At 40.3% G+C, this 23,671-nt stretch carries 22 protein-coding genes and 1 riboswitch; of the genes, 6 read left to right on the top strand and 16 right to left on the bottom strand.

The features are described from left to right. Positions 1-121 precede the first annotated feature (121 nt). Entirely contained in the window at positions 122-796 is a 675-nt protein-coding gene (locus ACXAD1_RS06660; protein ID WP_474909698.1) for a hypothetical protein, read from the top strand. A gap of 51 nt (positions 797-847) precedes the next feature. On the opposite strand, the gene ACXAD1_RS06655 is transcribed toward ACXAD1_RS06660, so the two are convergent. After that, a complete protein-coding gene (locus tag ACXAD1_RS06655) occupies positions 848-1,906 on the bottom strand; it encodes a YkvI family membrane protein (protein WP_206835849.1) in 1,059 nt (352 codons plus the stop codon). A gap of 198 nt (positions 1,907-2,104) precedes the next feature. Between ACXAD1_RS06655 and ACXAD1_RS06650 the strand changes: the two genes are divergently transcribed. Then, positions 2,105-4,255, top strand: a complete 2,151-nt coding sequence (locus ACXAD1_RS06650; protein WP_370222125.1) for an ATP-dependent Clp protease ATP-binding subunit — start codon at positions 2,105-2,107, stop codon at positions 4,253-4,255. A 49-nt stretch (positions 4,256-4,304) separates the two neighbouring features. On the opposite strand, the gene ACXAD1_RS06645 is transcribed toward ACXAD1_RS06650, so the two are convergent. The 3 genes from ACXAD1_RS06645 to ACXAD1_RS06635 all read right to left on the bottom strand — a co-directional run bounded on the left by ACXAD1_RS06645 (position 4,305) and on the right by ACXAD1_RS06635 (position 8,277). Next, the gene (locus ACXAD1_RS06645; RefSeq protein ID WP_474909697.1) at positions 4,305-5,999 is read right to left on the bottom strand and encodes a M3 family oligoendopeptidase; all 1,695 of its coding nucleotides are present in this window, start codon (positions 5,997-5,999) and stop codon (positions 4,305-4,307) included. Positions 6,000-6,135: 136 nt separating this feature from the next. After that, the gene (locus tag ACXAD1_RS06640) at positions 6,136-6,591 is read right to left on the bottom strand and encodes a MarR family winged helix-turn-helix transcriptional regulator (RefSeq protein ID WP_206835839.1); all 456 of its coding nucleotides are present in this window, start codon (positions 6,589-6,591) and stop codon (positions 6,136-6,138) included. Positions 6,592-6,693: 102 nt separating this feature from the next. Continuing rightward, a complete protein-coding gene (locus tag ACXAD1_RS06635) occupies positions 6,694-8,277 on the bottom strand; it encodes a bifunctional metallophosphatase/5'-nucleotidase (RefSeq protein ID WP_206835837.1) in 1,584 nt (527 codons plus the stop codon). Between the two features lie 133 nt (positions 8,278-8,410). On the opposite strand from ACXAD1_RS06635, the gene ACXAD1_RS06630 reads away from it, so the two are divergent. Continuing rightward, positions 8,411-9,910, top strand: coding sequence for an ATP-binding protein (locus tag ACXAD1_RS06630; protein WP_474909696.1), 1,500 nt, complete (start codon positions 8,411-8,413; stop codon positions 9,908-9,910). Positions 9,911-10,042: 132 nt separating this feature from the next. On the opposite strand, the gene ACXAD1_RS06625 is transcribed toward ACXAD1_RS06630, so the two are convergent. Next, positions 10,043-10,939: a phosphotransferase enzyme family protein gene (locus tag ACXAD1_RS06625; RefSeq protein WP_474909695.1), complete on the bottom strand. Its 897-nt coding sequence runs from the start codon at positions 10,937-10,939 to the stop codon at positions 10,043-10,045. 145 nt (positions 10,940-11,084) lie between these two features. Between ACXAD1_RS06625 and ACXAD1_RS06620 the strand changes: the two genes are divergently transcribed. Further along, the gene (locus ACXAD1_RS06620; RefSeq protein WP_474909694.1) at positions 11,085-12,320 is read left to right on the top strand and encodes an MFS transporter; all 1,236 of its coding nucleotides are present in this window, start codon (positions 11,085-11,087) and stop codon (positions 12,318-12,320) included. 177 nt (positions 12,321-12,497) lie between these two features. Then, positions 12,498-12,818, top strand: coding sequence for a hypothetical protein (locus ACXAD1_RS06615; RefSeq protein WP_474909693.1), 321 nt, complete (start codon positions 12,498-12,500; stop codon positions 12,816-12,818). Between the two features lie 439 nt (positions 12,819-13,257). Here the strand turns inward: ACXAD1_RS06615 and ACXAD1_RS06610 are convergent, their stop codons facing one another. The 10 genes from ACXAD1_RS06610 to ACXAD1_RS06565 all read right to left on the bottom strand — a co-directional run bounded on the left by ACXAD1_RS06610 (position 13,258) and on the right by ACXAD1_RS06565 (position 22,048). Further along, positions 13,258-13,542 (bottom strand): ferredoxin family protein, encoded by a 285-nt coding sequence (locus ACXAD1_RS06610; protein ID WP_019381639.1) that lies wholly within the window; start codon positions 13,540-13,542, stop codon positions 13,258-13,260. After that, positions 13,542-14,837 (bottom strand): FAD-dependent oxidoreductase, encoded by a 1,296-nt coding sequence (locus tag ACXAD1_RS06605; RefSeq protein WP_243508221.1) that lies wholly within the window; start codon positions 14,835-14,837, stop codon positions 13,542-13,544. Before ACXAD1_RS06605 ends, ACXAD1_RS06610 begins: the two co-directional genes overlap by 1 nt. After that, on the bottom strand, positions 14,830-15,855 hold the full coding sequence (locus tag ACXAD1_RS06600; RefSeq protein WP_206835816.1) for an electron transfer flavoprotein subunit alpha/FixB family protein: 1,026 nt from the start codon (positions 15,853-15,855) through the stop codon (positions 14,830-14,832). Before ACXAD1_RS06600 ends, ACXAD1_RS06605 begins: the two co-directional genes overlap by 8 nt. A 25-nt stretch (positions 15,856-15,880) precedes the next feature. After that, positions 15,881-16,699, bottom strand: coding sequence for an electron transfer flavoprotein subunit beta/FixA family protein (locus ACXAD1_RS06595; RefSeq protein ID WP_370222118.1), 819 nt, complete (start codon positions 16,697-16,699; stop codon positions 15,881-15,883). 247 nt (positions 16,700-16,946) lie between these two features. Further along, the gene (locus ACXAD1_RS06590; protein WP_474909692.1) at positions 16,947-17,180 is read right to left on the bottom strand and encodes a Spo0E family sporulation regulatory protein-aspartic acid phosphatase; all 234 of its coding nucleotides are present in this window, start codon (positions 17,178-17,180) and stop codon (positions 16,947-16,949) included. Positions 17,181-17,478: 298 nt separating this feature from the next. Then, positions 17,479-18,012 carry a 1,2-dihydroxy-3-keto-5-methylthiopentene dioxygenase gene (locus ACXAD1_RS06585; protein WP_370222117.1) on the bottom strand — a complete coding sequence of 178 codons (534 nt, stop codon included), beginning with the start codon at positions 18,010-18,012 and terminating at the stop codon, positions 17,479-17,481. A 61-nt stretch (positions 18,013-18,073) separates the two neighbouring features. Beyond that, positions 18,074-18,709: a methylthioribulose 1-phosphate dehydratase gene (locus ACXAD1_RS06580; RefSeq protein ID WP_206835803.1), complete on the bottom strand. Its 636-nt coding sequence runs from the start codon at positions 18,707-18,709 to the stop codon at positions 18,074-18,076. Further along, entirely contained in the window at positions 18,706-19,368 is a 663-nt protein-coding gene (locus ACXAD1_RS06575) for a 2-hydroxy-3-keto-5-methylthiopentenyl-1-phosphate phosphatase (protein ID WP_370222115.1), read from the bottom strand. Before ACXAD1_RS06575 ends, ACXAD1_RS06580 begins: the two co-directional genes overlap by 4 nt. Continuing rightward, on the bottom strand, positions 19,361-20,593 hold the full coding sequence (locus ACXAD1_RS06570) for a 2,3-diketo-5-methylthiopentyl-1-phosphate enolase (protein WP_474909691.1): 1,233 nt from the start codon (positions 20,591-20,593) through the stop codon (positions 19,361-19,363). The genes ACXAD1_RS06575 and ACXAD1_RS06570 overlap by 8 nt, the downstream gene beginning before the upstream one ends. 86 nt (positions 20,594-20,679) lie before the next feature. Further along, positions 20,680-20,783, bottom strand: a riboswitch (SAM riboswitch). Positions 20,784-20,875: 92 nt separating this feature from the next. Next, complete coding sequence (locus ACXAD1_RS06565) at positions 20,876-22,048, bottom strand: pyridoxal phosphate-dependent aminotransferase (RefSeq protein ID WP_206835790.1); 1,173 nt, start codon at positions 22,046-22,048, stop codon at positions 20,876-20,878. 143 nt (positions 22,049-22,191) lie between these two features. On the opposite strand from ACXAD1_RS06565, the gene ACXAD1_RS06560 reads away from it, so the two are divergent. Continuing rightward, complete coding sequence (locus ACXAD1_RS06560) at positions 22,192-22,977, top strand: carbon-nitrogen family hydrolase (RefSeq protein ID WP_474909690.1); 786 nt, start codon at positions 22,192-22,194, stop codon at positions 22,975-22,977. A gap of 36 nt (positions 22,978-23,013) precedes the next feature. On the opposite strand, the gene ACXAD1_RS06555 is transcribed toward ACXAD1_RS06560, so the two are convergent. Beyond that, a complete protein-coding gene (locus tag ACXAD1_RS06555; protein WP_206835784.1) occupies positions 23,014-23,595 on the bottom strand; it encodes a DUF2087 domain-containing protein in 582 nt (193 codons plus the stop codon). Positions 23,596-23,671 lie beyond the last annotated feature (76 nt).

The following is a 23,671-nucleotide window of genomic DNA, read 5'->3' as shown; positions in this document are numbered from 1 at the left end:
GTCGATGTTTTACATAAATGGTAATGTACTAATTAATAGGAATTTATATGTAACTCTTTCATTCCATTTACGTCTAATTATGCAAAAGCGCTAGGAGTGACAACGGGAGGATGAAACATTAATGAAAAATATGGCGAAATTAATCTTAATGCTGGGATTATTTGCTGCTATCCTGACAGGCTGCGGCACGACTCAGGATGATTCCGGCAATGGAGCAGATCCGGGGCAAAATGAAGAAGAAACTGCTTCAGAAGGACAGGAACAGACTGAAGAACAGAATCCAGAAGAAGATGACTCTGTTGGTGAAGGAGACAGTGTTATCAGAATCCTTGAGCAGAATATGGCTTATATGGTTGAGGGTGAAGCGAAGGAAGAGACTGCCTTCCTGAAGCATAGTGATAATCAAAATTATTCTATTTACGTTTTGCCCGCCTATGAACTAACGGCCGAGGAGCCAAATAAAGATGTCTTATACCTTTCAGAAAATGATCAGGTATTCATGCGTATTGAACTTCTTCCGAATGATGCAGACTGGAATATGATCGAAGAAAATACAAAAGCACAATTAGGGGCTGTTAGCGAAAATGTGCAGACATCTGAAGCTCCTTCAGATGATTTTTACAAAGATGCTACTGTAATGAAAGCTGAAGGAAACGGTGAGCTGGTTTCAGCCTATCTTGTGAAAAACGAAGATCTTTCTCTGAAGCTTACCCTATTCAATAAGGAAGAAGCTGACCATGAAGATGCTTTCCTTCAGATGGCGAAAACCATTATGAAGGAAGAGCCGCAAAAATAATGAAATGAAAAAGAGATCCGTGCAAAACGGATCTCTTTTATTTAGCTTTAATCAAGCTTTCTTGCCCTTACTTCCATCATCAAATGGCTTCATCCACAGAAGAATAATAAATGTTAAACTTACATATCCGAATACCGGATATAAATAGGAAAGCAGTGTTCCATAATTGATCAAACTGATAAAGTAACATACTACAAAAATAAAGCCCACAATAATAATACTCGGAACTGAAATATACTTTTTTACCTGTCTCTCGATCCCAAACACATTCCCAATCACAGAAGTGAAAATTTCACCATAGATGACAAAAACAAATATCCAATAGAAAGATGATGCCAACGTCTTAACAATAGCAGCCATTGGGATATCATAAGCTTCCAGATTTGGGAGCATCATCAGCGTCAAATGGCTGGAAAGCAGGATGAGAGTCAATGCGGCTCCTCCAAGGTATCCACCCCACTTTATTGTCCGATCGTCATTTATTTCTGAAGCCACAGGCACTAATACTGCTTGGGCCAATGTCAAATTCAGAGCCGTATAAGAGAACGGAGCCACTACCGCTTTCCATCCATCTTCAGCATATGGGATAAATAGAACCTGTTCTGCAAAATTAGGGAGTTTCATGCTTATGAACAACAAAATAAAGCTAAATGCAATCATCATCGGAACAACAAACGTATTCACAGCGAATAATCCGCGGATACCCACTATCATTGTAATAATCGTTAACCCTATCGTTATGAGCAATCCTGCAGTCTTGCTGATGCCGATCTGTTCTTCAAACACTGCTCCTGCACCTGACAGCATGACGGCGCAAACGCCCAGCAGCATAAACAGCATCAATATATTAATGGCAGAACCAAAAAATCTTCCAAATAAATATTCATTTAATTCCTGATAAGATGCAGCCTTTATTCGGGCAGAGATTCTCATTAATTTGGAGCCGAGAAAAATAAAGATATAGCCGCTCATTAAGATCCCAATTAAACCGATAAAACCAAATCGGGAAAAAAACTCCACAATCTCCCTGCCAGTGGCAAAGCCCGCTCCCACCACGGTTCCCACATAAACGGCAGCGATCTGGAAAGCTGCCCCCCAATTCGTTTTCACTTAATCTCCTCCTTCCTTTCCAATATATGTAGGCTGGTACAAACAAAGACGAGCTTTTTTGCAATAAGGCTAAACTACAGTTAAGGGAAAAAATACCAAAACAAAAATACTTGAAAGTCAAAGAAGGTCAAATTATAATGCAGGTATAAAGTCAAATATAGTCAAAGTCAGACCAAACTTTTTATGGAGGTATGCAAAATGCTTTGTCAAAAATGTCAAACAAAACAAGCAAATGTACAATTAAGACTGAAATTGAATGGAAATGAACGAAATCTAAACCTTTGCCATAGCTGTTATCAAACTGAAAAGCAACATAGCCTTACTTCCTTTGGGCCTGCTTTGAGTGGTTTTTCAGGTTTTGGCCAAATGCCTTTGGAGGATTTCTTCAAGAAGATGGCTGCCTCTCAAGGAAATGAAAACTATGATCTAAAAGAAGCGCCGGGACACAATCATGGCAATGGCGGATTTATCGATCAATTCGGACGAAATCTTACACAGCTTGCCAAAGCAGGTTTAATTGACCCAGTCATCGGACGGGATTTAGAAATAAATCGTGTGATTGAAATTTTAAATAGAAGAACCAAAAATAATCCGGTCTTAATCGGTGAACCAGGAGTAGGTAAAACAGCTATTGCCGAAGGGCTAGCCATTAAGATTGCCGAAGGAAATGCACCAAAGAAACTTCAAAATAAAGAAGTCTATTTGCTGGATGTGGCATCCCTGGTTGCAAACACAGGCATTCGCGGCCAATTCGAAGAACGCATGAAGCAGCTGATCTCGGAGCTTCAGACACGCAAGAATATTATTCTCTTTATAGATGAAATTCATTTGCTTGTTGGAGCAGGGTCAGCCGAAGGATCAATGGATGCAGGCAACATTCTAAAGCCCGCCCTTGCACGGGGAGAGCTTCAAGTGGTCGGAGCCACCACATTGAAAGAATACCGCCAAATTGAAAAAGATCCAGCATTGGAACGCAGGTTCCAGCCTGTTCAAATAGAAGAGCCCGCTGAAAATGAGGCAATTGAAATCTTGATGGGACTGAAACAAAAATACGAAGATTACCATGATGTTTCTTTTACTGAACATGCCATTAAAGCATGTGTGCAGCTGTCAAGCCGATATATTCAGGACCGGTTCCTTCCTGACAAAGCCATTGATTTAATGGATGAAGCAGGTTCTAAAATGAATCTTCAATCAGGATATATACCAGCAGAAGATATTGAAAAACAGCTGAAAGAAATCAGCAGGCAGAAAGAACTTGTTTTAAAAGAAGAAAAATATGAAGATGCTGCAAAACTCCGTGAAAAGGAACTAAAACTCCAGCAGGCACTAAACGGGGACAACAAGGCAGAACGGCCAGTTATTGACGTTAGCCATATTCAGGAGATTATTGAAAAGAAAACCGGGATTCCTGTCGGCAAATTAGCAGAAGATGAGCAGGAAAAAATGCAGAACCTTGAGGCAAGTCTTGCAGAAAAAGTAATTGGACAGGCGGAAGCCGTGCGGAAAGTTGCAAAGGCAATTCGCCGAAGCCGTGCAGGACTTAAATCAAAGTACCGCCCAATTGGCTCATTTCTATTTGTCGGGCCAACAGGCGTCGGCAAAACTGAGCTGACCAAAACACTTTCCCAAGAGCTATTCGGCTCAAAAGACAGCATGATCAGGCTTGATATGAGTGAATATATGGAAAAACACAGCGTAGCAAAAATTATCGGTTCCCCTCCAGGATATGTGGGCCATGAAGAAGCCGGACAGCTTACTGAGCGGGTACGCAGAAACCCATACAGCATCATTCTGCTTGACGAGATAGAAAAAGCACATCCAGATGTACAGCACATGTTCCTTCAAATACTGGAAGATGGGCGCCTGACAGATAGCCATGGCCGCACTGTCAGCTTTAAAGATACAGTCATTATCATGACAAGCAATGCAGGAGCAGGGCAAAAAGAAATCCATGTTGGATTTAGTGCAGCTGACGCCGTCATGGAGTCAAACATTCTTGAATCGCTCGGCAGCTTCTTTAAGCCGGAATTCCTGAACCGCTTTGATAGCATTATTGAATTTAAAGCTTTGGAAAAAGAGCATTTATTGAAAATTGTCGACTTAATGCTTAATGAGCTTCAGGAAACATTAATTGAACAGGATATTGAATTGACTGTTACCAAGGAAGCCAAGGAGAAATTAGCTGCGGATGGATATCATCCCGTTTTTGGCGCACGGCCATTAAGAAGGATCATCCAGGATGAACTTGAAGACAAGATTGCTGATTTCATCATTGATCATGGCGGAAATAGCCAATTACAGGCCGATCTTGTTGACGGTTCAATTGTCATTAAACCCCTCCGCTAAAAAATAAGAAAGAGCCGGAATCAAGAATTTCCGGCTCTTTCTTATTTTTTTATAAACTCTTATCATCCACGGAATTCAGCCAGTTTTCAATTTCTCCGATAACAGACTCGACACAGCCCTCTTCAAAAGGAGAAATCAATCCAGCATCTTTAACAAGGCCTGTGAAAGGCTTGCTGCCGCCAAGCTGGCACAATTTTAAATAATCCTTCCATGCCGCTTCCTGATTCTCCCGAGACCTTTTCCAGAATTGAAATGCACAAATCTGCGCCAATGTGTAATCGATATAATAGAAAGGTGAATTGTAGATATGGCCCTGCCTCTGCCAAAATCCGCCGTTCTCTAAATACTCATTCCCATCATAATCTTTATGCGGTAAGTATTTCTTCTCAATTTCTCTCCATGCCTGTTTTCTTTCCTGAGGTGATGCTTCCGGGTTTTCATATACCCAATGCTGGAATTCATCAACTGATACTCCGTAAGGCAAGAATAGCAGTCCTCCGCTCAAATGAGAAAACTTGTATTTCTCGGTATCATCTTTAAAGAAGCCCTCCATCCACGGCCAAGTGAAAAACTCCATACTCATGGAATGAATTTCAGCAGCTTCATAAGTTGGCCAGTTATATTCAGGGATCTCAAAATGGCTGCTTGAATACACCTGGAATGCATGGCCTGCTTCATGGGTAAGAACATCAATATCTCCTGAAGTCCCATTGAAGTTAGAGAAAATGAATGGGGATTTATAGTTTTCAATATATGTGCAATAGCCGCCCCCTGCTTTTCCCTTTTTGGCTACCAGGTCCATTAGATTATTTTCTCTCATATAAGTGAAAAATTCACTGGTTTCTCTGGAAAGCTCGTCATACATTTTTTGTCCGTTTTCAATAATCCATTCCGGATCGCCTTTCGGTACAGCATTTCCTGTTTTAAATTCAAATCCTTCATCGTAATATTTCAGCCTGTCAACGCCAATCCGCTCTCTTTGCCTTTCCTTTAGCCTTGTGGCGATTGGAACGATGAAATCCTTCACCTGCTTGCGGAAATTTGCAACCATCTCCGCGTTATAATCTGTCCGGTACATGCGGAAATAAGCCAGTTCAACAAAATTCGCATATCCAAGTTTATGGGCAATCCCTGTTCTAACCTTGACAAGCTCATCATAAATACGGTCCAGCTCATTCTCATTATCTCCCAGGAAACCAAAGCGTGCTTCGCTTGCTTTCTTGCGCATTTCGCGATCTGTAGATTCAGTAAATGGCTCCAATTGGGCAAGAGTGCGTTCTTCACCTTCAAAATCAATCTTGGCTGAAGCAATTAATTTAGTATACTCTGAAGAAAGCTTATTTTCTTTTTGCAAAAGGGGAACAATCTCTGGCGAGAACACCTTCAATTGTGCTTCAGCAAGCGCAAACAGCTGATTCCCCCATTTTTCTTCAAGCTCTGCCCTGAACTTCGAATTAACCAAAGCCTGATAATACCTTGTAACAAACCCTTCTACTTCAGGCTGAATTTCATCCATATATTCCTGCTCTGCTTTATAGAATTCATCATTTGTATCAACTGAATGACGGATATAGCAAAGGTTGAACATCGTGCCGACATCATTGCGAATATCATTAATTTCCTTCATAGCTCGATTTTGCTGTTCTGCAGAAGCTGCATTTTCAAATTTCTCAAGCGCTGCTTCGAAGTTCCCCTTTACTTTTTCAAGATTCGGACGAACATATGCATAGTCTTCAAATCTCACATTATTGCCCCCTCATGTATATGTAAATCGATTTTAAACAAACCACTAAACTATTTCGACAATATTTGGTTAATTTCCTCCCCTGAACCTATCTATAAAGCACAAAATAAAAAACAGCCGGTTAAGGCTGTTTTAATTACTGTACCCCATTTTTATCATTGGAGATAGACAGTCCAAGCTTCTTTAATAACTCAATGGCCGTACCTTTTTCTTCTGGAGTAAGCTCGGACATTAATGAATGGATATGCTTTTCATGGTCAGGGAATATGTTTTCGATAAAGTCTTTTCCCTTATCTGTTATTTGTGCAAAGGTAACTCTTCTGTCATTCGGGCATGCGACCCTTTTTAACAAGCCTTTCTGCTCTAGCTTGTCCACTACATATGTGATGCTTCCGCTGGCCAACAGTATTTTCCCGCCAATCTGCTGCAAAGGCTGCTCACCTTTATGGTAAAGCAGTTCCAGAACAGCAAATTCAGTTGGGTTCAATCCATAAGTTTGTATTAGTTTATTTACATTTTCATTTATTGCCCTATATGCCCTGGACAGGACAATAAACAATTTCAACGATTGGTCAATTTGTTCAGACCCCATTTTATCCAATCCCTTTACCATTTAATTAGTAGCGTTTACCTAAATTCAATTCTCAATCATTATAGAAAACAGGAAGAAAGCTGTCAATTTAACACATTCGGATCATTTGCCCGCTACAACCTCCCAATTGTGATTAAGAGTTGGAATTACCTTTTTCTTTTCAAAGAAGTAGTCGGCAATCAATTCGGTCATATCGGTTAAAATTTCTTTCACCACTGGCTTATCCTTGAACATATTGTAGCCTCCACCACCAGCAGCACGGTAATTGTTCATTACTACATGATACTCGCCATCTTCCCTGATAGGATGCCCTTTATAGAGAAGCTTTGTGATCCTGCTGCCCTTATGTCGTGAAATATCTATTTTATACTCAATACCTTCCCACATATCGTAATTATAATGCTGTGGCTTTGGATACGAAAAATCAGGATTCACCATAATTTTTCCGTCACTGTTCAATTCAAAATAAGCTGCTGACCGCTCCAAAGCGCCTTTAATGTCTTTTCCTGTAACTTTGAGAACACATAATGAATTTGGATAAATATAGTTAGAAACAATTTCTCTCATCGTTACTTTAGACTTGAATCCCGGTGCCCCCTCATGAAATAAGGCCGTACAGGAAATATCAGCACCTGACGCTTCCATCTGCACTTTATTAATGAATTCAATCAGCGGATGCTCCCCTGTACGCGCCTCAAATATATTATCAATCAGCATATCCCCATCAATTTCACCGATCACCTTATCCAGCCATTTCTGGGTTTTAGATTCATAATACCCGGCAAGTTGCAGCACCTCATTATCAGGCGGCATTCCGTCCGGATAAATTAAGGCAGAGTGTTTTTCATCAATCAGCCAATCATTGTGTTTCTTTCTGAATTTAACGGTAACCTTTGCAAGCGCTTGACCATTAAATCCCGGCTGCACAACAGCCACACCATTTACTTGTTCTCCTTCAATATAACGGTGCTGATGCCCGGTAATCAGAACATCAATTCCAGGAACTTCTGTACAAATCCGATATGCTTCATTTTCTCCAGTTTGTTCTTCTGTCTCTTCACCTGTTCTGATATCCCTTTCAAAGCCGCCATGATAAGAGACAATAATCAAATCTGGTTTCTCTTCCTCCTGAATATATGAAACCCACCTCTTTAAGCTGATCACCGCAGATTCAAAAACAAGATGTTCAATATGCTGCCTTTTCTCCCAATTGGGGATATACTGGGTTGTGACACCTACTACCGCTGCTTTCAAACCATTTGGAAAAGATTTTATTTTATAAGGTAGCCCGAAATACGTTTCCTTTGTTGAATTGAATAAAATATTGGCTGACAGCCATGGGAAATTGGACTCGCTGACAGCTCTTGCAAGTATGTTCTTTCCATAGTTGAATTCATGATTTCCGATTACAGCTGCATCATATTCAAGTTCATTTAATATTTGAATCATGGGATTTTTTTGGTTTTTTAAGTATCTGGAATAATAATAAGTTAGAGGAGTTCCCTGGATCAGATCGCCGTTATCAATAAGAATGGAGATCTCAGATTGTTCCTTTTCTTTCTTAATTATTGCTGCAAGCTTACCCAGCCCATGATCAGCGTGCTCTCCAGTTCCATAATAATATGGATAAACATGTCCATGGACATCACTTGTAGCTAAAATCGTGAGAAAAACCTCTGATTTCATCAAATAACCCCTCCTTACATATAAAATATCATTCCTTTGAAAGAAAAAAACCACTTTTAACACAAAATGGTATAATATTGATAATGTCACTTAGATAAGAACAAATCAACCTAATTATGCTGGAGTTAACCTGATGAATAGTCGAAAACGAAATTTACTACTATATTTAATCGCAGTAATTATTCCCACTTTGGCCGGCAGCATCTTTTTCGTTATTGACTCTGTTAATCAAAACGATGAAAAAAGACTGGAAGAAGCAAAATGGATTGGCTCCATACACCAAAGGAGCTGGGATCAGTTTATATCTGAAACTGTGACCACACTTGAGATGTTATCACTGACTGCAGGAAGTGCTGACACGCCATCTGATAAACTGGAGCCTCTGCTCCAAAAAGCCAATCAGCTGGATCCGCGATATGGCGGGATTTACCTTCTTGATCCCAGCGGAAAGGTTCTTACAGGGTCAAATCAATTTTTAGCGAACTCCGATTTATCTAAAAAGAAATATCTAAATGAGGTTTCACGCACGAAAGATATTGTTATCTCTAACTCACCTGAAACCCTCACCAATGGGCAAACAGTAGTTGGGATAGGAAAGCCCGTATTCAACGACAATGGAGAGGTAATCTCTATTATTGTGGCACATATGAGGGTGGATTACGTACAAAATATTATGAGACTTCTTACTCCTGAAGCACGGCTTTCTGTCCTTAATTCAGAAAGGGAAACGATTATGGACATCAACATGAATGGTGACTCATCGTTTTCCAGGCATAATAGCATCTCAATTCCAATTGACAGGCTTCCCTGGAGTGTAAAAGTAGAATTGCCGCCAAGAGATATGCTGGAAATTGCCAAAGATGCTTTTAAGGCTATCCTTGTATTAATGATTATAAGCCATATTCTATTTCTCTTTATTAAGTATTTAAGGCTTAAAAAGCAGAATGAAGAGGAAAAAAAGGAAAATGAGCTCCAAAAGCTGGAACTGGTGGGTACTCTTGCTGCCAGCACTGCCCATGAAATCAGGAACCCTTTAACAGGAATAAAAGGCCTTATACAGCTATTAAGTGAAAAATATACGAATACACATGACCAGTATTACTTTTCAGTTATTAATGATGAGATAAGCAGAATTAATGAAATTGTAAGTGAATTTTTAATACTGGGTAAACCTGCAGCTCAAAAGATGGAAACGATGGATTTGAGAAATATCATAAAGGAATTAGAACCCTTGATACGCTCCGAAGCTAATTTACACAATGTCACTTTTGAATCTGCTCTTTCAGATGAACCTGTCATGGTCGATTGTACGAAAGACCAGATGAAGCAGGTTGTCCTGAATTTAACGAAAAACGCTTTTGAATCGATGGAGGGCGGAGGAAAGCTGACAATCAAGCTAAATAAAATGCATTCCAAGTGTCAGCTTAAGATTGCGGACACAGGCTCAGGAATCCCTGAAAATGAGATTGAAAAAATTTTCCATCCATTTTACACTTCAAAGGAAATGGGCACGGGCCTTGGCCTCGTGGTCTGCAGACGCATTCTGCACTCTTTCGGCGGTGAAATATTTATTACAAGCAAAGAAACTAAAGGAACGCATGTAGATATTTTTCTTCCTATTAAAAACGCATAAAAAAGGAAGGTGCACACTGACGGGCACCTTCTTTTTTAAATCGGATAGATAGGATCATTTCTCTCTATTCTTTTCTTTATCGTCTCCATCATAAATAATAGCTGCGAATTCCTGTCTTCAGGAGCAATTTTTTTATGAAGGACGGAATAAAGTGTGATATCTCTCAGCCTCAGAAATAAGGGCAGCTCGCCTTTCCAAACCATCAGGAATTTCATTTTCCAGCTGATAGCCAACCAAAAACGCATCCAGGAAATGTTTACCAAATATTTTCATTTCTGCTGTATCCACCTCTTTGAACTTATATAAAAGTGAGTAATACAGCGGAATCGCTATATCAGATGCAAACCAATGATGACAGCAGTCATCAAAATCAAATACATGAATATCTTTCCCATCATAAAAAAAGTTTCCCGAATGAAGATCCGTATGAATAAGGCCAAAACTGTTTATATTTTTCGGCAAATTTTGAAGCAGATTCAATAAATCCTTTGTATGCTTAATGACCAATTGATCTTCTGCCGGTATATATTTCTCCACTAAAAGCAGTTCTTCTTCATCCCAATGCATTCGCGGTAAAATTCCAGCTGATGGAACATATGATTTTGTGGCTGCGTGCATTTTCCCCACCGCTCTTCCCCATGCTTGAAATAACTCCTGATTGAATTCGCGTGCCCGAACACTTATTGGTTTTCCCTCTGCTTTTGAAAACAGGCTGGCATAAAAGGCAGAACCGCCCTCGGCTGTTAACCTCTCAACCATATTCCCATTCTGTGATGGAAAAACTTCTGAAACCTTTAAATCCTTCGATTTCAGGTAATTCATCCAGTCTGCTTCTGATAGAAGCTCCTCCAGCATGCGGTGAGATGAGTGGGTTATCCTCAAAATATATGCTATTCCATCTTTATGAACCTCATAAACATAGTTTTCAAAGTCACCCAGCTTTTTATAATTCCCGATATTCAAAGAATAGATTCTAAGGAAATTTTTGAGAATATCGTCCGTCATTAAAGCATCAACTGCTTTTTCCATTAGCTCCCCTGCCCTTTTATATAATCTGAATAATGTAAATTATATAATATTTAATAGATTTCCAAAATAACTATTTTGAAAGACTAATGAATAAGGTAAACTATATTTAGCTTTGCGAAATGTTCAGAAAAAAGGAGACTATATCATGAGTACTACCGCTGCTTCAATCAGCCCAAGATATGAGCCGCAGCAGAAAACGGCCTATCGAATCTTATTCATTATTGGCCTTTGCCACCTATTGAATGACTCTATACAATCAGTTATTCCAGCCATGTTTCCCATTTTAGAAAAATCTATGGGGCTTTCATACTCACAGCTAGGAATGATTGCCTTTTCACTGAATATCGTGTCATCTGTCATGCAGCCGGTTATTGGAATGGCCACTGATAAAAAGCCGTTCCCTTTCGCCTTGCCAATCGGCCTGACTTTCACTTTATTTGGCATATTAGGATTGGCCTTTGCCCCGGATTATAAATGGATTATTATATCGGTATTATTGATTGGTTTCGGTTCAGCTGTGTTCCACCCGGAAGGATCCAGGGTTGCTTATTTGGCAGCTGGCCAGCGCAGAGGATTGGCTCAATCTATCTATCAAGTCGGCGGAAACACAGGACAGGCACTTGCTCCTATCATTACCGCGCTCATTCTAGTTCCGCTCGGTCAAATGGGAGCTGCCTGGTTTACTGCAGTTGCTGCAATTGCAGTCGGACTGCTGATCTATATAGCATTTTGGTATACTGGACGCCTTCAGGAAGAACTAATTGCCGGCAGAGCTAAAAAACTAGCTGGTGGACATAATAATAAAAAGATATCAAAAAGAGTATGGCGTGCACTGACCCTGGTTCTCTTTTTGATATTTGCCCGTTCATGGTATATCTCCGGGATGACAAATTTCTACGCTTTTTATGCAATAGAAAAATATTCTTTCTCCATTAGTCAGGCACAGCTCTTCTTATTTGCATTTTTAGTATCAGGTGCTTTGGGCACATTTTTTGGCGGGCCGCTTGCAGATCGGTTTGGAAAGAAAAGGATTATTTTCCTGTCCATGATCCTGACTGTTCCGCTTTCCATCCTGATTCCTTTCGTTCCATCTCCAATTGCATTTGTCATGCTCGTGGCTAGCGGATTCATACTGATGTCAAGCTTTTCGGTGACGGTAGTATACGCTCAGGAATTAGTTCCGGGTAAAATCGGCACTATGGCAGGACTTACAGTGGGGCTGGCTTTTGGTATGGGGGCAATAGGCTCAATTGCTCTGGGCTATATTGCTGACACTGTTGGTCTGATAAATATGATTATATTAACCGGCTTTCTTCCCGTACTGGGTTTGCTGACATTATTGCTCCCGCCGGATGAAACTGTTTCAGAATGGAATAAATAGATAAAAAGGAGGGGTCACCCCTCCTTTTTCAAAAGGATTGCGAATTCTTTTTTAAAAGTTTTCTAAAAATTTTAACAATTGTGTGCAATCTTCTCCTTTTTTGCCATATAATAAAGGTAAGATATTAGCTCTCTTTGCGCAGCTAAATACCCTGTAAAATGTTAGGAGGGATTAAATATGCACCTGCCAAACTACTTTGATTTTTATCAAAAATGCCTTATTCCAGCAAAGGCAGCTGAGCCATTCCTTACGGCTGGGCAAACCCATTGGCTAATCGCACTGGAAGGACAGCTTAAAGAACAGGAAAATGAATTCTACGTCTGGAAAGTAACCCTATATCCGTCCAATTCAGAAGGAGGTTTTTCATGGAATAAGGCGCTTTATTCTTCATCTCTGTACGAATGCATCCATAAAGCGTTTGAACATGCTAAAGAGCTTGAAGCCAATGTAAAAAACTCACAGTTTAATTTTTTAAAGAGACAAGAGAGAATCAGCTAACCTCAAATTTTATTCCCCTATGCGTTACTCTTTTTTTACCCTCGAATGTGAAATAACATACATATAGGTAATTTCTACTTTTAATCAAAACCCTCAGAAAATTGAATTCATAATTCATTATAAAAAAAAGAGCCTAGACATCTCTAAGCTCTCCAGATTATAGGGGGTCAACTATAATAGTCCGACCACTTTTAGTTTAACAGATCCTGCCTATAAAATTAAGATACTAAAGTACTATTACTTAAAAGCTTTAACGCGGTAATTTATAATAAAAACAGAATAACATACTGCAGGATTAATAGTTTTGATATAGGTTGTTAACATTTTGTTAATATTTCTAATCTATAATATAAATGTACCGAAAGATAAAACCTTTTTCATTACCCCCCTTTTCAAACCGGCCAAATATGGCCGGTTTTTGTATGAAATAGGGGTTTACTTATGCAAGCCTGAATACTATTCCATGACCGCCTTTAGGATATTCCCATTTAATATTCTGATATGGGCATCCAATCCGGCAGCTGCCGCATTCATGGCATCCTTCATAACCCACCTGCATTCTCAATCCTTCCCACTTGTACACCTCAGCCGGACAGAAAATAGTGCATATTTTATCGGGGCATTTTGTCATGCAGATATCATGATCCAATACGGTAAGATGTGATTTGGTGTCTGCCTTAAAACGAACTAAATATTGCTTTTCTTCGATCGTTTTTGTTGACATTATTTCACCGCCTTCCATGCCCTGTACATGTCTTGAAGCACACGAATGGTCCCGCGCTCACTGGTGAAGCTCTTCATAATTTCCTTTTGCTTATCTTTCTTAGGAGTTCCATCAACTGTAAAGAATTTGCTTGCTGCCCTGTTCAGCATTGGAACATATTCCTTAAAATACTGAGGATAGTGTTCAAACGTGTGAGTTGCATCTTTATATTTTTCCAGGTCTTTAATAATAAAGCTTTGATACAGTGTTTCCCTGTACTGATTCAAGCTTGTTTCGCTAAAATCACCCCGTTTTTTGGCATCAATGATGGTTTCTGCAGCCATCGTTCCGGAAGCCATTGCCATATTGGAGCCTTCGCGATGTATGGCATTAACCAGCTGGGCAGCATCACCTGCAAGAAGGACACCATCCCCGGCCACTTTAGGCACTGAATGGTAGCCACCCTCAGGAATCAAGTGAGCCAGATACTCAGCAGATTCTCCCCCTTCTATTAAAGGTCTTACCATAGGGTGTGTTTTTAAATAATCCAGCAGGTCATAAGGCTTAAGCTTTGCCTTAATCATGCTTGACAGTGTGGTTCCCACACCAATGTTAATACTCTCTTTATTGGTGTAAATAAAGGCAGTTCCCAGATTGCCTTTCGTAGAGTCCCCAAATATTTCAATCGTACAGCCCTGGTTGTCTTCCAGGTTAAAGCGGTCATTAATTTTGTCTTTTGAAAGATTAATGACTTCCATTACCGTTAGTGCCACTTCATCAGGGCGAAATTCTTTATGGTAGCCCAGCTGTTTTGCCAGCAGTGAATTTACACCATCTGCCAAAACCACCACATCTGCATACACCTCACCATCCGGCCGGTCAGTTCTTACACCAACTACTTTTCCATTTTCAGTCAGACACTCAAGCACGACTGTTTCATTTATTAAAAGTACTCCCTGTTCAATCCCTTTTTTTGCAAACCATTGGTCAAATGGCGCCCGGAGTACTGTAAAATTATTATATGGCTCCTTCCCCCACTCAAGACCTTTATAGCCAAAACTCACTGTCGATTCTTTATCCATCATCCAAAACCGCTGCTCTATGACAGGCCTCTCCAGCGGTGCTTCTTTCCAAAATTCCGGAATGATTTCCTCCATTTGCTTACGGTATAAAACTCCGCCCATTACATTTTTGCTGCCGGGATATTCTCCTCTTTCAATTTGCAGGACTTTTAAACCGTTTTTGGCGCATGTGTATGCACAGGAAGTCCCTGCAGGCCCAGCCCCCACCACAATGACATCAAACTTTTCAGACATAACTCATTTCACCCCCTCTTTCCCTTGCTTCCTTTAACTCTTTAATTAGCTTCGGCACAATTTCAAGTGCATCACCCACGATTCCGTAAGTTGCTACATCAAATATTGGTGCTTCCGGATCTTTGTTAATCGCAATAATGAACTCTGAATTCTTCATGCCTACGACATGCTGAATTGCCCCTGAAATCCCAATAGCAAAATAGACCTTTGGTGTAATAGTTTCCCCGGTCTGCCCTACCTGCTGTTCATGCGGCAGCCATCCAGCCTCCACTACATCCCTAGTACCCCCTACGGTTGCTCCAATTGCTTCAGCCAGCTCATGGATCAGCTGAAAGTTTTGAAAATCACCCATCCCTTTTCCGCCTGCAACGACAACATGAGCATCTGCTAAATTCACTTTTTTTGTGACATCTTTCACAATTTTAATCACCTTAGTGCGCATGTCATCTTCCCTTAGAGCAATCGCTTCTTTTATAACCTCTCCCTGCCTATCTGGATCTGGCTCCATGGCTTTCATAACCTTAGGACGGACAGTAGCCATCTGCGGCCGGTGCTTTTTACAAAGGATGGTTGCCATTATATTTCCCCCAAACGCCGGGCGGCTTGCTTCAAGAAGCCTCTTATCCACTTCGACATCCAGCATGGTTGTATCTGCAGTCAATCCTGTGCTAAGATCTGTAGCAACAGCACTGGCCAAATCTTTACCATTGGAAGTGGCCCCATAAAGAAATATTTCAGGTTTATATTTTTCTGCAAGATTGATAACTGCCTTCATATATGATTCTGTCCGGTAATCCTTCATTACTTCATGGTCTATTACATATACCTGATCAGCTCCATAAGCGATTACCTCCTGACTTAAAGGCATTATTTCATAACCAAGCAGCACACCGGAAAGAGGCACATCCAGCTTATCTGCCAGCTTCCTGCCTGCACCGAGCAATTCAAGGGATACCCCCTCAATTTTTCCATCATTTTGTTCTATGAATACCCACACTCCCCGGTTCTCATCCATCATGTAAATTACCCCCTAATTATTTCTGTTATCGGCTTACAAACAGCTCTTTCTTATCATTAAGAAGCTCCATCAGCTGCTTAACCTGTTCGTCCGCATTCCCTTCAAGCCTCTTTCCGCCTTCCGGCTTGGGAGGGGTAAACATTTTTCCAACTATCGTAGGAGACCCTTTCAAACCGAGCTGTGTACGATCCACATCCTCGAGATCATTTACAGACCAGATAACCGGCTCATACCTGGCAGCTTTTATCATGTTAGGCATAGGAGAGTATTCTATGCTATTAATCTCTTTTTCAACGGTCAGCAGACAAGGGACTTGAGCTTGTATCAATTCATACCCGTCCGTAATTTTCCTTTTGATCAGGATCGTTTTTTCACCTTCATTAAATTCGGATACCTCTATAACATTTGTAACTGGCGGAATATCCAGCCTTCTTGCTATTCCTGGTCCCACCTGGCCGGTATCTCCATCAATAGCATGTTTTCCGCATATGATTAAATCCACAGGCATATCTTTTGAAATGCGTTCCAATGCTTTAGAAAGAGCATAGCTTGTTGCGAGTGTATCTGCACCGGCAAATGCACGGTCCGAGATTAAAAAACCGCGGTCTGCTCCAATTTCGATGCTTTTCTTAATAACAGCAACAGCCTGTGGAGGCCCCATGGATAAAACCGAAATAATGCCTTTTCCTAAGGTCTTTGTTATTTTCACTGCTTCCTGCACTGCATGGGCGTCATAAGGGTTTAAAATGGCAGGAGCACTTCGCCGGTCAAGAGTATTGGTCTTGGGATTGATTTTAATAATTTTTGTATCTGGGACTTGCTTGACACACACAACTATGTGCATTTTTTACTTTCCCTCCTCTTAACTTAAAACTTGTATGAGTATTGTTCGCTTTAAGAGATTTATAAAAAAGCTTTGTATTACGATATATGATTCTCGATACAGGCATAGTACTGCAATAAGGAATTAATAAGAAATGTGCTGCTCAAAAGGAAGCAGGCTCCCCAAATAAAAAAAAGGACCCATTATGGATCCTTTTTTTTGCTTCCTTATTATATGCTCCTCAATTTATATGCTCGGCTTTTTAATATTATACAACTGCTTTCCTCCATGAGAGAATCATTTCCCGGAAGGAAATCCTCATTCTTTTCTTTTGTTCCTTCTCTCTTTTAATGACGCATTGATATTCAAAAATTAATTGATCAAGTTCCTGGCTGCAGCGCACAGTTTCCTGGCTCGCCATTCCATTTTTCTTGGCTGTTTCTATCATTTTTTCCCTTTTTTGCTGAATTTCAGTCAGCAGCTGTATTCTTTTATAGCGCAACGTTCTTCCTCCTACTCCTATCCCTTTATCCGATATAAATGTGTCTACTTGAAGCATTATTACAAGAATTTCTATAAATGTAAATAGATTCGCAATATTAGACAATCTTTTTCCAAACTTATTTTTATCGACATCAATTTCAATTCGCCATTATGCGGTTTCGACACATTCTGCTAAATTACACATGCGGCATCAACGGGATTTGATAAAAAATTTGCCAGACTAAAACATGTAAAAAATATCCAATTGTTATAGTGAGAAAATAAAAACCCAATGCCGGTGGCAATGGGTCATCAAATTATTGATGGACTTCCTTTTTTTCATAAATTGGCACCCATCCTTCTGCAGAAACAAAAATACGGATGGCTACTACTTTTCGATCATCCTGGAGGGTAAAATAATGGCGGATGTTTTCAGGTACGGATATTAAATCGCCTGGATTCAGGAATACTTCAAAGAATTCCCCATCTTTTCCTTGTATAATAAAAACTCCATGGCCGCTGACAATAAATCTCACCTCATCATCAGTATGATGATGTTCCTGCTGGAAATTTTGAAGAAGCTGCTCCAAATTCGGCGTATTCTCTGAAAGCGAAATTACATCCTGTGCCTTATATCCTCTTCTTTCTGAAATATCTTTAATTTCTTCAGCAAATGCAGCCAAAATTTCTTGTTTTTCATTATCGGAAAGTAAATATTTTTCCTGCAGATTTTCAGGCAATTTCTCTATTGCCCATTGCTCATAGATAACCTCCTGCTTTTCCAGAAAAGCTGCAACCTCTTCCTGATTCCTGATTTCTTTTTTTGAATTTTTCAGTACAATATATGCCAAACTAATCAACCCTTTCTATTAAAATCTTTCTCTAGCATGTTTTAGAACAGAAGCTTGGGTACTAGACTACTTTAAATAGCTGATTGGGCTTATGTTCCAGGAGCCTTAGCTGATAGCGGAAAAGAAACTCTGAAGCCTCAAGGATCTTTTTAGCCTCAAAGGAGGTTTTGCCCCATACAGTAATTCCATGATTTCTTATTAAAACAGCACCTGCATCTTCATGTATATGGGAAGAAAAACACTTAGCCAGCGCGGGAATATGTGCATGATTCGGAATAATCGGAATCCTAAGAACAGCATCTTCCTCCCATTTATCAAATGCTTTAATCAGCTCCTGCCCTTTAAATGTAACTGCCTCCTGATCACCATAAATTTCTGAGATGACATTATTATCTATTGTATGTACATGGAGACTGCATTCAGCTTTTGTTCTTCTATATATCTCAGTATGCAGAAGTGTTTCAGCGGATGGCTTTAGATGTGTTTCCACTGCCGGGTGTCCATATTCATCAACAAGGAGAAAATCTTCATCAGTTCGTTTCCTTTTATCCTTTCCGCTTGCTGTAACGAGGAATTGAAGGGGACGCCCGCTGACCTTAATGGCCAGATTTCCGCTCGTTCCCATAAACCAGTCCCTTTCTGCAAGCTCGTCCTTAATATCTGCAAGCTCATTCCATTTTTCCTCAAGTCTGCTCATACCCTCACCTCATTTAATCTTTTTAAAAGCTCAATGCAATCATAGAACGATTCAAAGGCACAATGATTTAGGTTCATCTCTTTGCTTTTCTCCAGGAGCAGGTCTCTTGCTATGACAAAGTCTGCCTGTTTTGCAGCCTCCAGATCAGTTACTGAATCCCCGATCACCACTTTAAAGGTTTCCTCACCCTCCAGTTTTCTCATAATGGAAGGCTTGCAGCAGCCGCAATTATTATCGCAATTCTCATCACAGCTATGCGGCCATAAGATTTTAATTGTATCGCCGCTAAAATCAGAACTATTGCAGAACACCTCTTCAAAGGGTCCATACTTATCCAATACAGGAGCCACAAAAAAATCTATTCCTCCGCTGACTATATAAAGCGGTATATTTTCCTTTGCCAGATAATCGATAAATGGCTGAAATCCCTCTCTTACTCTCGCATTTTCCAAGATGAAATCGGTGATCTCATCTTTCAGACTGCTTGGGAGAAGGGAAAACATCTTTCCTACTCCTTCCTGAATGGAAATTTCCTGTGCCAGAACTTGATTTTTTATCCCTTCCCACCTGGAAGGAGCAAAGTGCTTCATGATATGAATGATGTTATCATTTTCGGTAATAGTTCCATCAAAATCACAAAAAACCGCTATTTTAGCCATTCTTGACAGCCACCTCTTTGTACCCCCACAGATCAATCGCTTTTTTTAATTCACGGAAGTTTGATGGAGCATCTGTTAAAGAAGCCCCCTTTAATATTAAATCAATTGCCTGGCGGAATGCCAAACTGCCTCCTCTTGCCCCATCCGGATGCCCATGTACGCCGCCTCCGGCATTGATTACACTCTCTATTCCGAAGTCTTCGAAAAGAAGAGGCACAAGACCCGGATGGATGCCGGCTGATGGAACCGGAAAGGTTCTTTTGCAGAAATCATTCTTAGTCAGGGCATCCCCAATTGATAATACCTGAGTTTTTTCAAGGGCAACCGATCCATAAGGGGAAGGGAATAGAGACAAGTCTGCACCTGCATACCTGAGAAGTTTCCCTAAAAGCAAAGGATAGGAAATCCCATAAACATTTGAAGCAGAAAGTGCTCCACTAACTGCAGGATGTGCCATGATAGGCAGCCCAATCTCTTCATCTTCTCTTAATGACTGCAAAACATCGAGCCCATAAGAAAATACATTAAACAGAAGAAGGTCTGCACCAAGTCTGGATGCCTTCCTTGCCTTTTCTTTTAATTCAAAAGACCTGCCTGTTAAATTTACAGCATATAGGGTACGGTGCCCTGTTTCCTCATAAACCTGCCTTAGTACTTCCTTGCCTTCGGTTATCCTGGCTTCAAAAGGTGTAAGGTGGTTTTCAAATAGAATTTCATCATCTTTTACAAGGTCGATGCCGCCAAGGGCCTGTTCCCTAAGCTGCGAAGTTAAAAAATCCATGTCTTTGCCCAGCACCCCTTTGAAGATGCTCATTAGAAGGGGTCTGCCATATACATTCACTTTTTCCCTCAGTCCGTCAATCCCGAATCGAGGCCCAGGGAAAAAGCTTTTAAGTTCATTGGAAAACTGTAAATCTAACAATTTAATCTTTCCGTCCAATGACAGCTTTCCAAAGACTGTTGTTAATATTGCCGGTAAATCCGGACTGAAATTAACAGTGGGATAGGCAATCTTAATGACTGCAGCTGTTTCCTTTCTTTCTTCATCTTTAATAAGGTCTTCAACAGCAACGACCCTGCCTTTATGCTTTTCCAGCTGCTGTTTTTCAAGCTCGGGCAAATGGGTCCATGACCCGACCGTTAAGCCTAAAGCGATCTCCTCGGCCTTTTTCTCCGGGTTATGTTTTTCATCATGAATCAGATACGTTGCAATAATTTCACTCATGTATATTCTTCCTTTCAAAAATCAAAGAATGGGAACAATAAAAAACCTCTTCAAATAAGAAGAGGTTAGCATAGCAATCTAACATCTTCTTATCTTTCAGCTAAAAGCTGCAAGATTTAGCACCGTGCTCAGGTATAAGTCGGTTGCCGGGCTTCATAGGGCTAGTCCCTCCGCCTGCTCTTGATAAGAAAACGAAACGAGTATTCAGTTAATTTCGAATTAAAATTTAATTAGAATTATGACAGTGCTTAATATTTTTGTCAATTGAATTATGAAAAAAATTTAAAACAAATTTAATTTTTTTATTCGGTCCACTGCTTCTTTAAGTCTATCCTCAGATGTCAGCAATCCGGCTCTCACATACCCTTCTCCATAATCACCAAATCCGATGCCAGGTGCAACCGCAATATGCGCTTTATCCAGGAGATAGTCAGCAAACTCTTCCGATGTAAATTGCTCAGGGACTTTGAGCCATGCAAAAAAGGAGCCTTTAGGAGCTTGTACATCCCAGCCAATTTCCCTGAGGCCAGAGATGAAGGTATTCCGTCTGGATTCGTAGATAGAATTCAACTCATTAACACAATCCTGGGGTCCTGACAGAGCGGCTGCTGCAGCTTCCTGAACAGCACCAAACAAGCTGACGTATAGATGATCCTGCATTAGATTCAGTGCTTTAATGACACTTGCATTTCCAGCTGCAAATCCTATTCTCCAGCCTGCCATATTAAAGGTCTTTGAAAGGGTATAAATTTCAATACCGACCTCCTTTGCCCCTTCTGCCTGAAGAAAACTTTCAGGCTTGTTGCCGTCAAAACCAATTCCGCCATATGCAAAATCATGGACGATGCAAATACCATGACTTCGGCTCAAATTAACTGTTTCCTGAAAAAAATCCTTATTTGCCACTGCTCCTGTCGGGTTATTTGGATAATTAAGGAACATCAGTTTAGCTGAATTAAGCTGATCTGCTGACAATTCACTGTATACGGGCAAGAAGTTATTATCTTCTCTTAGAGGCATTGTCACCATGTTTGCTTTAGCAAGTGCTACACCTGACCAATAATCAGGATATCCCGGGTCCGGAACCAATACGCTGTCCCCAGGGTTTAAAAGGCATTGAGGGATTTCAACCAGGCCAGCTTTACCTCCAAAAAGGATGGCTATCTCGGTTTCGGGATCCAATTCAACATCGAATTCCCTTTTATAAAAGGATGCAGCGGCCTTTTTTAAATAAGGGAACCCCTGGAAAGGAGAATATTTATGGTTTTGCGGATTTTCGGCTGCACTTTGAAGACTCTTGACAATATGCTCCGGGGTAGGCAGATCAGGATTTCCCTGTCCAAGATTGATGACATCAAAACCTTGTTCGAGTTTTTTCCCCACTTTGGCTGTCAGAGATGCAAAAAACTGTTTAGGCAGACTTTTCAAAAGATCTGATTGCGGATAATTTACCAAATTGTTCACCTGCTTAAAAAAAAGATTGAAAATATAGTCACAAATGATATAACGTAAATGATAAGATGTAAAGTAAAATTTTGAAAATTTCCATCTATCGGACTAATTTTACCATATGGATAAGATGATTGCGGGGGAGTTTTATGAAATTAAAGATTGCCTGTTTACAAATGGATATTTCATTTGGAAAACCTGAGGAGAATTATAAAACAGCCGAAACCATGATTAATAAGGCGCTTAAGGCTAATCCGGATGTTATTGTGCTGCCTGAACTTTGGACGACAGGCTATGATTTGACCAGATTGGGTGAAATTGCAGACCAGGATGCCGGGTCAGCACTAGTTTTTTTAAAAGAGGCAGCACAGAGCAATCGGGTTCATCTGATAGGAGGATCTGTTGCAAAGAAAACATCCGAAGGCATTTACAATACTCTGCTGATTGTAGATAACAAAGGTGACTTCATACATGAATACAGCAAGCTGCACTTATTCAAGCTTATGAATGAACACCTCTATCTGAAAGGAGGGACAGCTAAGGGAGTATTTTCTCTGGAAAATAGGAAGTTTGCAGGGATGATTTGTTATGATATCCGTTTTCCTGAGTGGGTGCGGACCCATACAGCGGAAGGTGCCGAAGCTTTATTTGTAGTAGCAGAATGGCCATTGGCCCGGCTGGCACATTGGCGGTCGCTTTTGATTGCACGTGCCATTGAAAACCAGTGCTATGTAATTGCATGCAACCGCTCTGGCTCTGATCCTGACAATGTCTTTGCAGGCCATTCGATGATTATAGATCCTTGGGGAGAAGTGCTTGCTGAAGGTTCTGAAACAGAAGAAATCCTCCATGCTGAGATAGACCTGGATAAAGTGAAAGAAGTCCGCAGCATGATTCCGATTTTTACTGACCGCAAACCGGATTTTTACCGCTGATGGCATACAGGGCCCTGACTAGGGCCCCTGACTTTTTTACCCTTCTATTTTTGCCCACATTTCTGGAGGATTTAATTCATAAATGCCATTTTCCCTGTACATATAATGATTAATAATAAACTCTCTGCGTATTGTAGCATAGTCTTCATGATACTGTTTAATATATTCGTTGAGCTCTTTTTCTTCATATTTTTTTCCCATTTTCAACCCTTTGATTAGATGTTCAAAAACCATGAGCTTCTTCTTTCTCTGTGCAGGTATATTCTTCAGTTTTCCATCTTTTGTAAAGAAGTTTTCAATAACCTTCTGGCTTTCTGAATTTTGTTCTTCCATTTTCTTAATCTCCTCTTTATCTGCCAATTTCGCAAGAACACCCGACTGATGTTTCAGTACGGATTCATTTAGATAGAAATAAACTGTATTTTTATCTCTTCTCTGATAAACAAGGTTTATTTCCCTGAGTTTATTTAAATGATGGGTAATGGTTGGCGGGGTCAATCCAAGCTTCCCAGCTATCGCCTGTCCATGCAAAGGCCCTTTGGCAAGAAGAAAAACAATCCTGATTCTGGTTGGGTCTCCCATTGTCTTATAAAAAGCTACTAAACGATTTAATTGCATAATACCAGCACCCTCATTTCGATTATCATCTAATTAGATAATAATCGAATTAACCTCCTCCAGTCAACCATATATA

The organism is Cytobacillus sp. ABV4_503 (assembly GCF_056158445.1).
The sequence above is the reverse complement of the archived record's forward strand: the minus strand, read 5'-3'. Positions and strand labels throughout refer to the sequence as shown.

What these genes read in the sequence shown, in the direction of transcription:
- ACXAD1_RS06615 (WP_474909693.1), top strand. Translation starts at nt 12,498, where the DNA reads ATGCACCTGCCAAACTACTTTGATTTTTATCAAAAATGCCTTATTCCA.
- ACXAD1_RS06620 (WP_474909694.1), top strand. Translation starts at nt 11,085, where the DNA reads ATGAGTACTACCGCTGCTTCAATCAGCCCAAGATATGAGCCGCAGCAG.
- ACXAD1_RS06570 (WP_474909691.1), bottom strand. Translation starts at nt 20,593, where the DNA reads ATGAGTGAAATTATTGCAACGTATCTGATTCATGATGAAAAACATAAC.
- ACXAD1_RS06640 (WP_206835839.1), bottom strand. Translation starts at nt 6,591, where the DNA reads ATGGGGTCTGAACAAATTGACCAATCGTTGAAATTGTTTATTGTCCTG.
- ACXAD1_RS06595 (WP_370222118.1), bottom strand. Translation starts at nt 16,699, where the DNA reads ATGCACATAGTTGTGTGTGTCAAGCAAGTCCCAGATACAAAAATTATT.
- ACXAD1_RS06555 (WP_206835784.1), bottom strand. Translation starts at nt 23,595, where the DNA reads ATGCAATTAAATCGTTTAGTAGCTTTTTATAAGACAATGGGAGACCCA.
- ACXAD1_RS06630 (WP_474909696.1), top strand. Translation starts at nt 8,411, where the DNA reads ATGAATAGTCGAAAACGAAATTTACTACTATATTTAATCGCAGTAATT.
- ACXAD1_RS06560 (WP_474909690.1), top strand. Translation starts at nt 22,192, where the DNA reads ATGAAATTAAAGATTGCCTGTTTACAAATGGATATTTCATTTGGAAAA.
- ACXAD1_RS06610 (WP_019381639.1), bottom strand. Translation starts at nt 13,542, where the DNA reads ATGTCAACAAAAACGATCGAAGAAAAGCAATATTTAGTTCGTTTTAAG.
- ACXAD1_RS06660 (WP_474909698.1), top strand. Translation starts at nt 122, where the DNA reads ATGAAAAATATGGCGAAATTAATCTTAATGCTGGGATTATTTGCTGCT.
- ACXAD1_RS06575 (WP_370222115.1), bottom strand. Translation starts at nt 19,368, where the DNA reads ATGGCTAAAATAGCGGTTTTTTGTGATTTTGATGGAACTATTACCGAA.
- ACXAD1_RS06600 (WP_206835816.1), bottom strand. Translation starts at nt 15,855, where the DNA reads ATGATGGATGAGAACCGGGGAGTGTGGGTATTCATAGAACAAAATGAT.
- ACXAD1_RS06580 (WP_206835803.1), bottom strand. Translation starts at nt 18,709, where the DNA reads ATGAGCAGACTTGAGGAAAAATGGAATGAGCTTGCAGATATTAAGGAC.
- ACXAD1_RS06650 (WP_370222125.1), top strand. Translation starts at nt 2,105, where the DNA reads ATGCTTTGTCAAAAATGTCAAACAAAACAAGCAAATGTACAATTAAGA.
- ACXAD1_RS06635 (WP_206835837.1), bottom strand. Translation starts at nt 8,277, where the DNA reads ATGAAATCAGAGGTTTTTCTCACGATTTTAGCTACAAGTGATGTCCAT.
- ACXAD1_RS06625 (WP_474909695.1), bottom strand. Translation starts at nt 10,939, where the DNA reads ATGGAAAAAGCAGTTGATGCTTTAATGACGGACGATATTCTCAAAAAT.
- ACXAD1_RS06605 (WP_243508221.1), bottom strand. Translation starts at nt 14,837, where the DNA reads ATGTCTGAAAAGTTTGATGTCATTGTGGTGGGGGCTGGGCCTGCAGGG.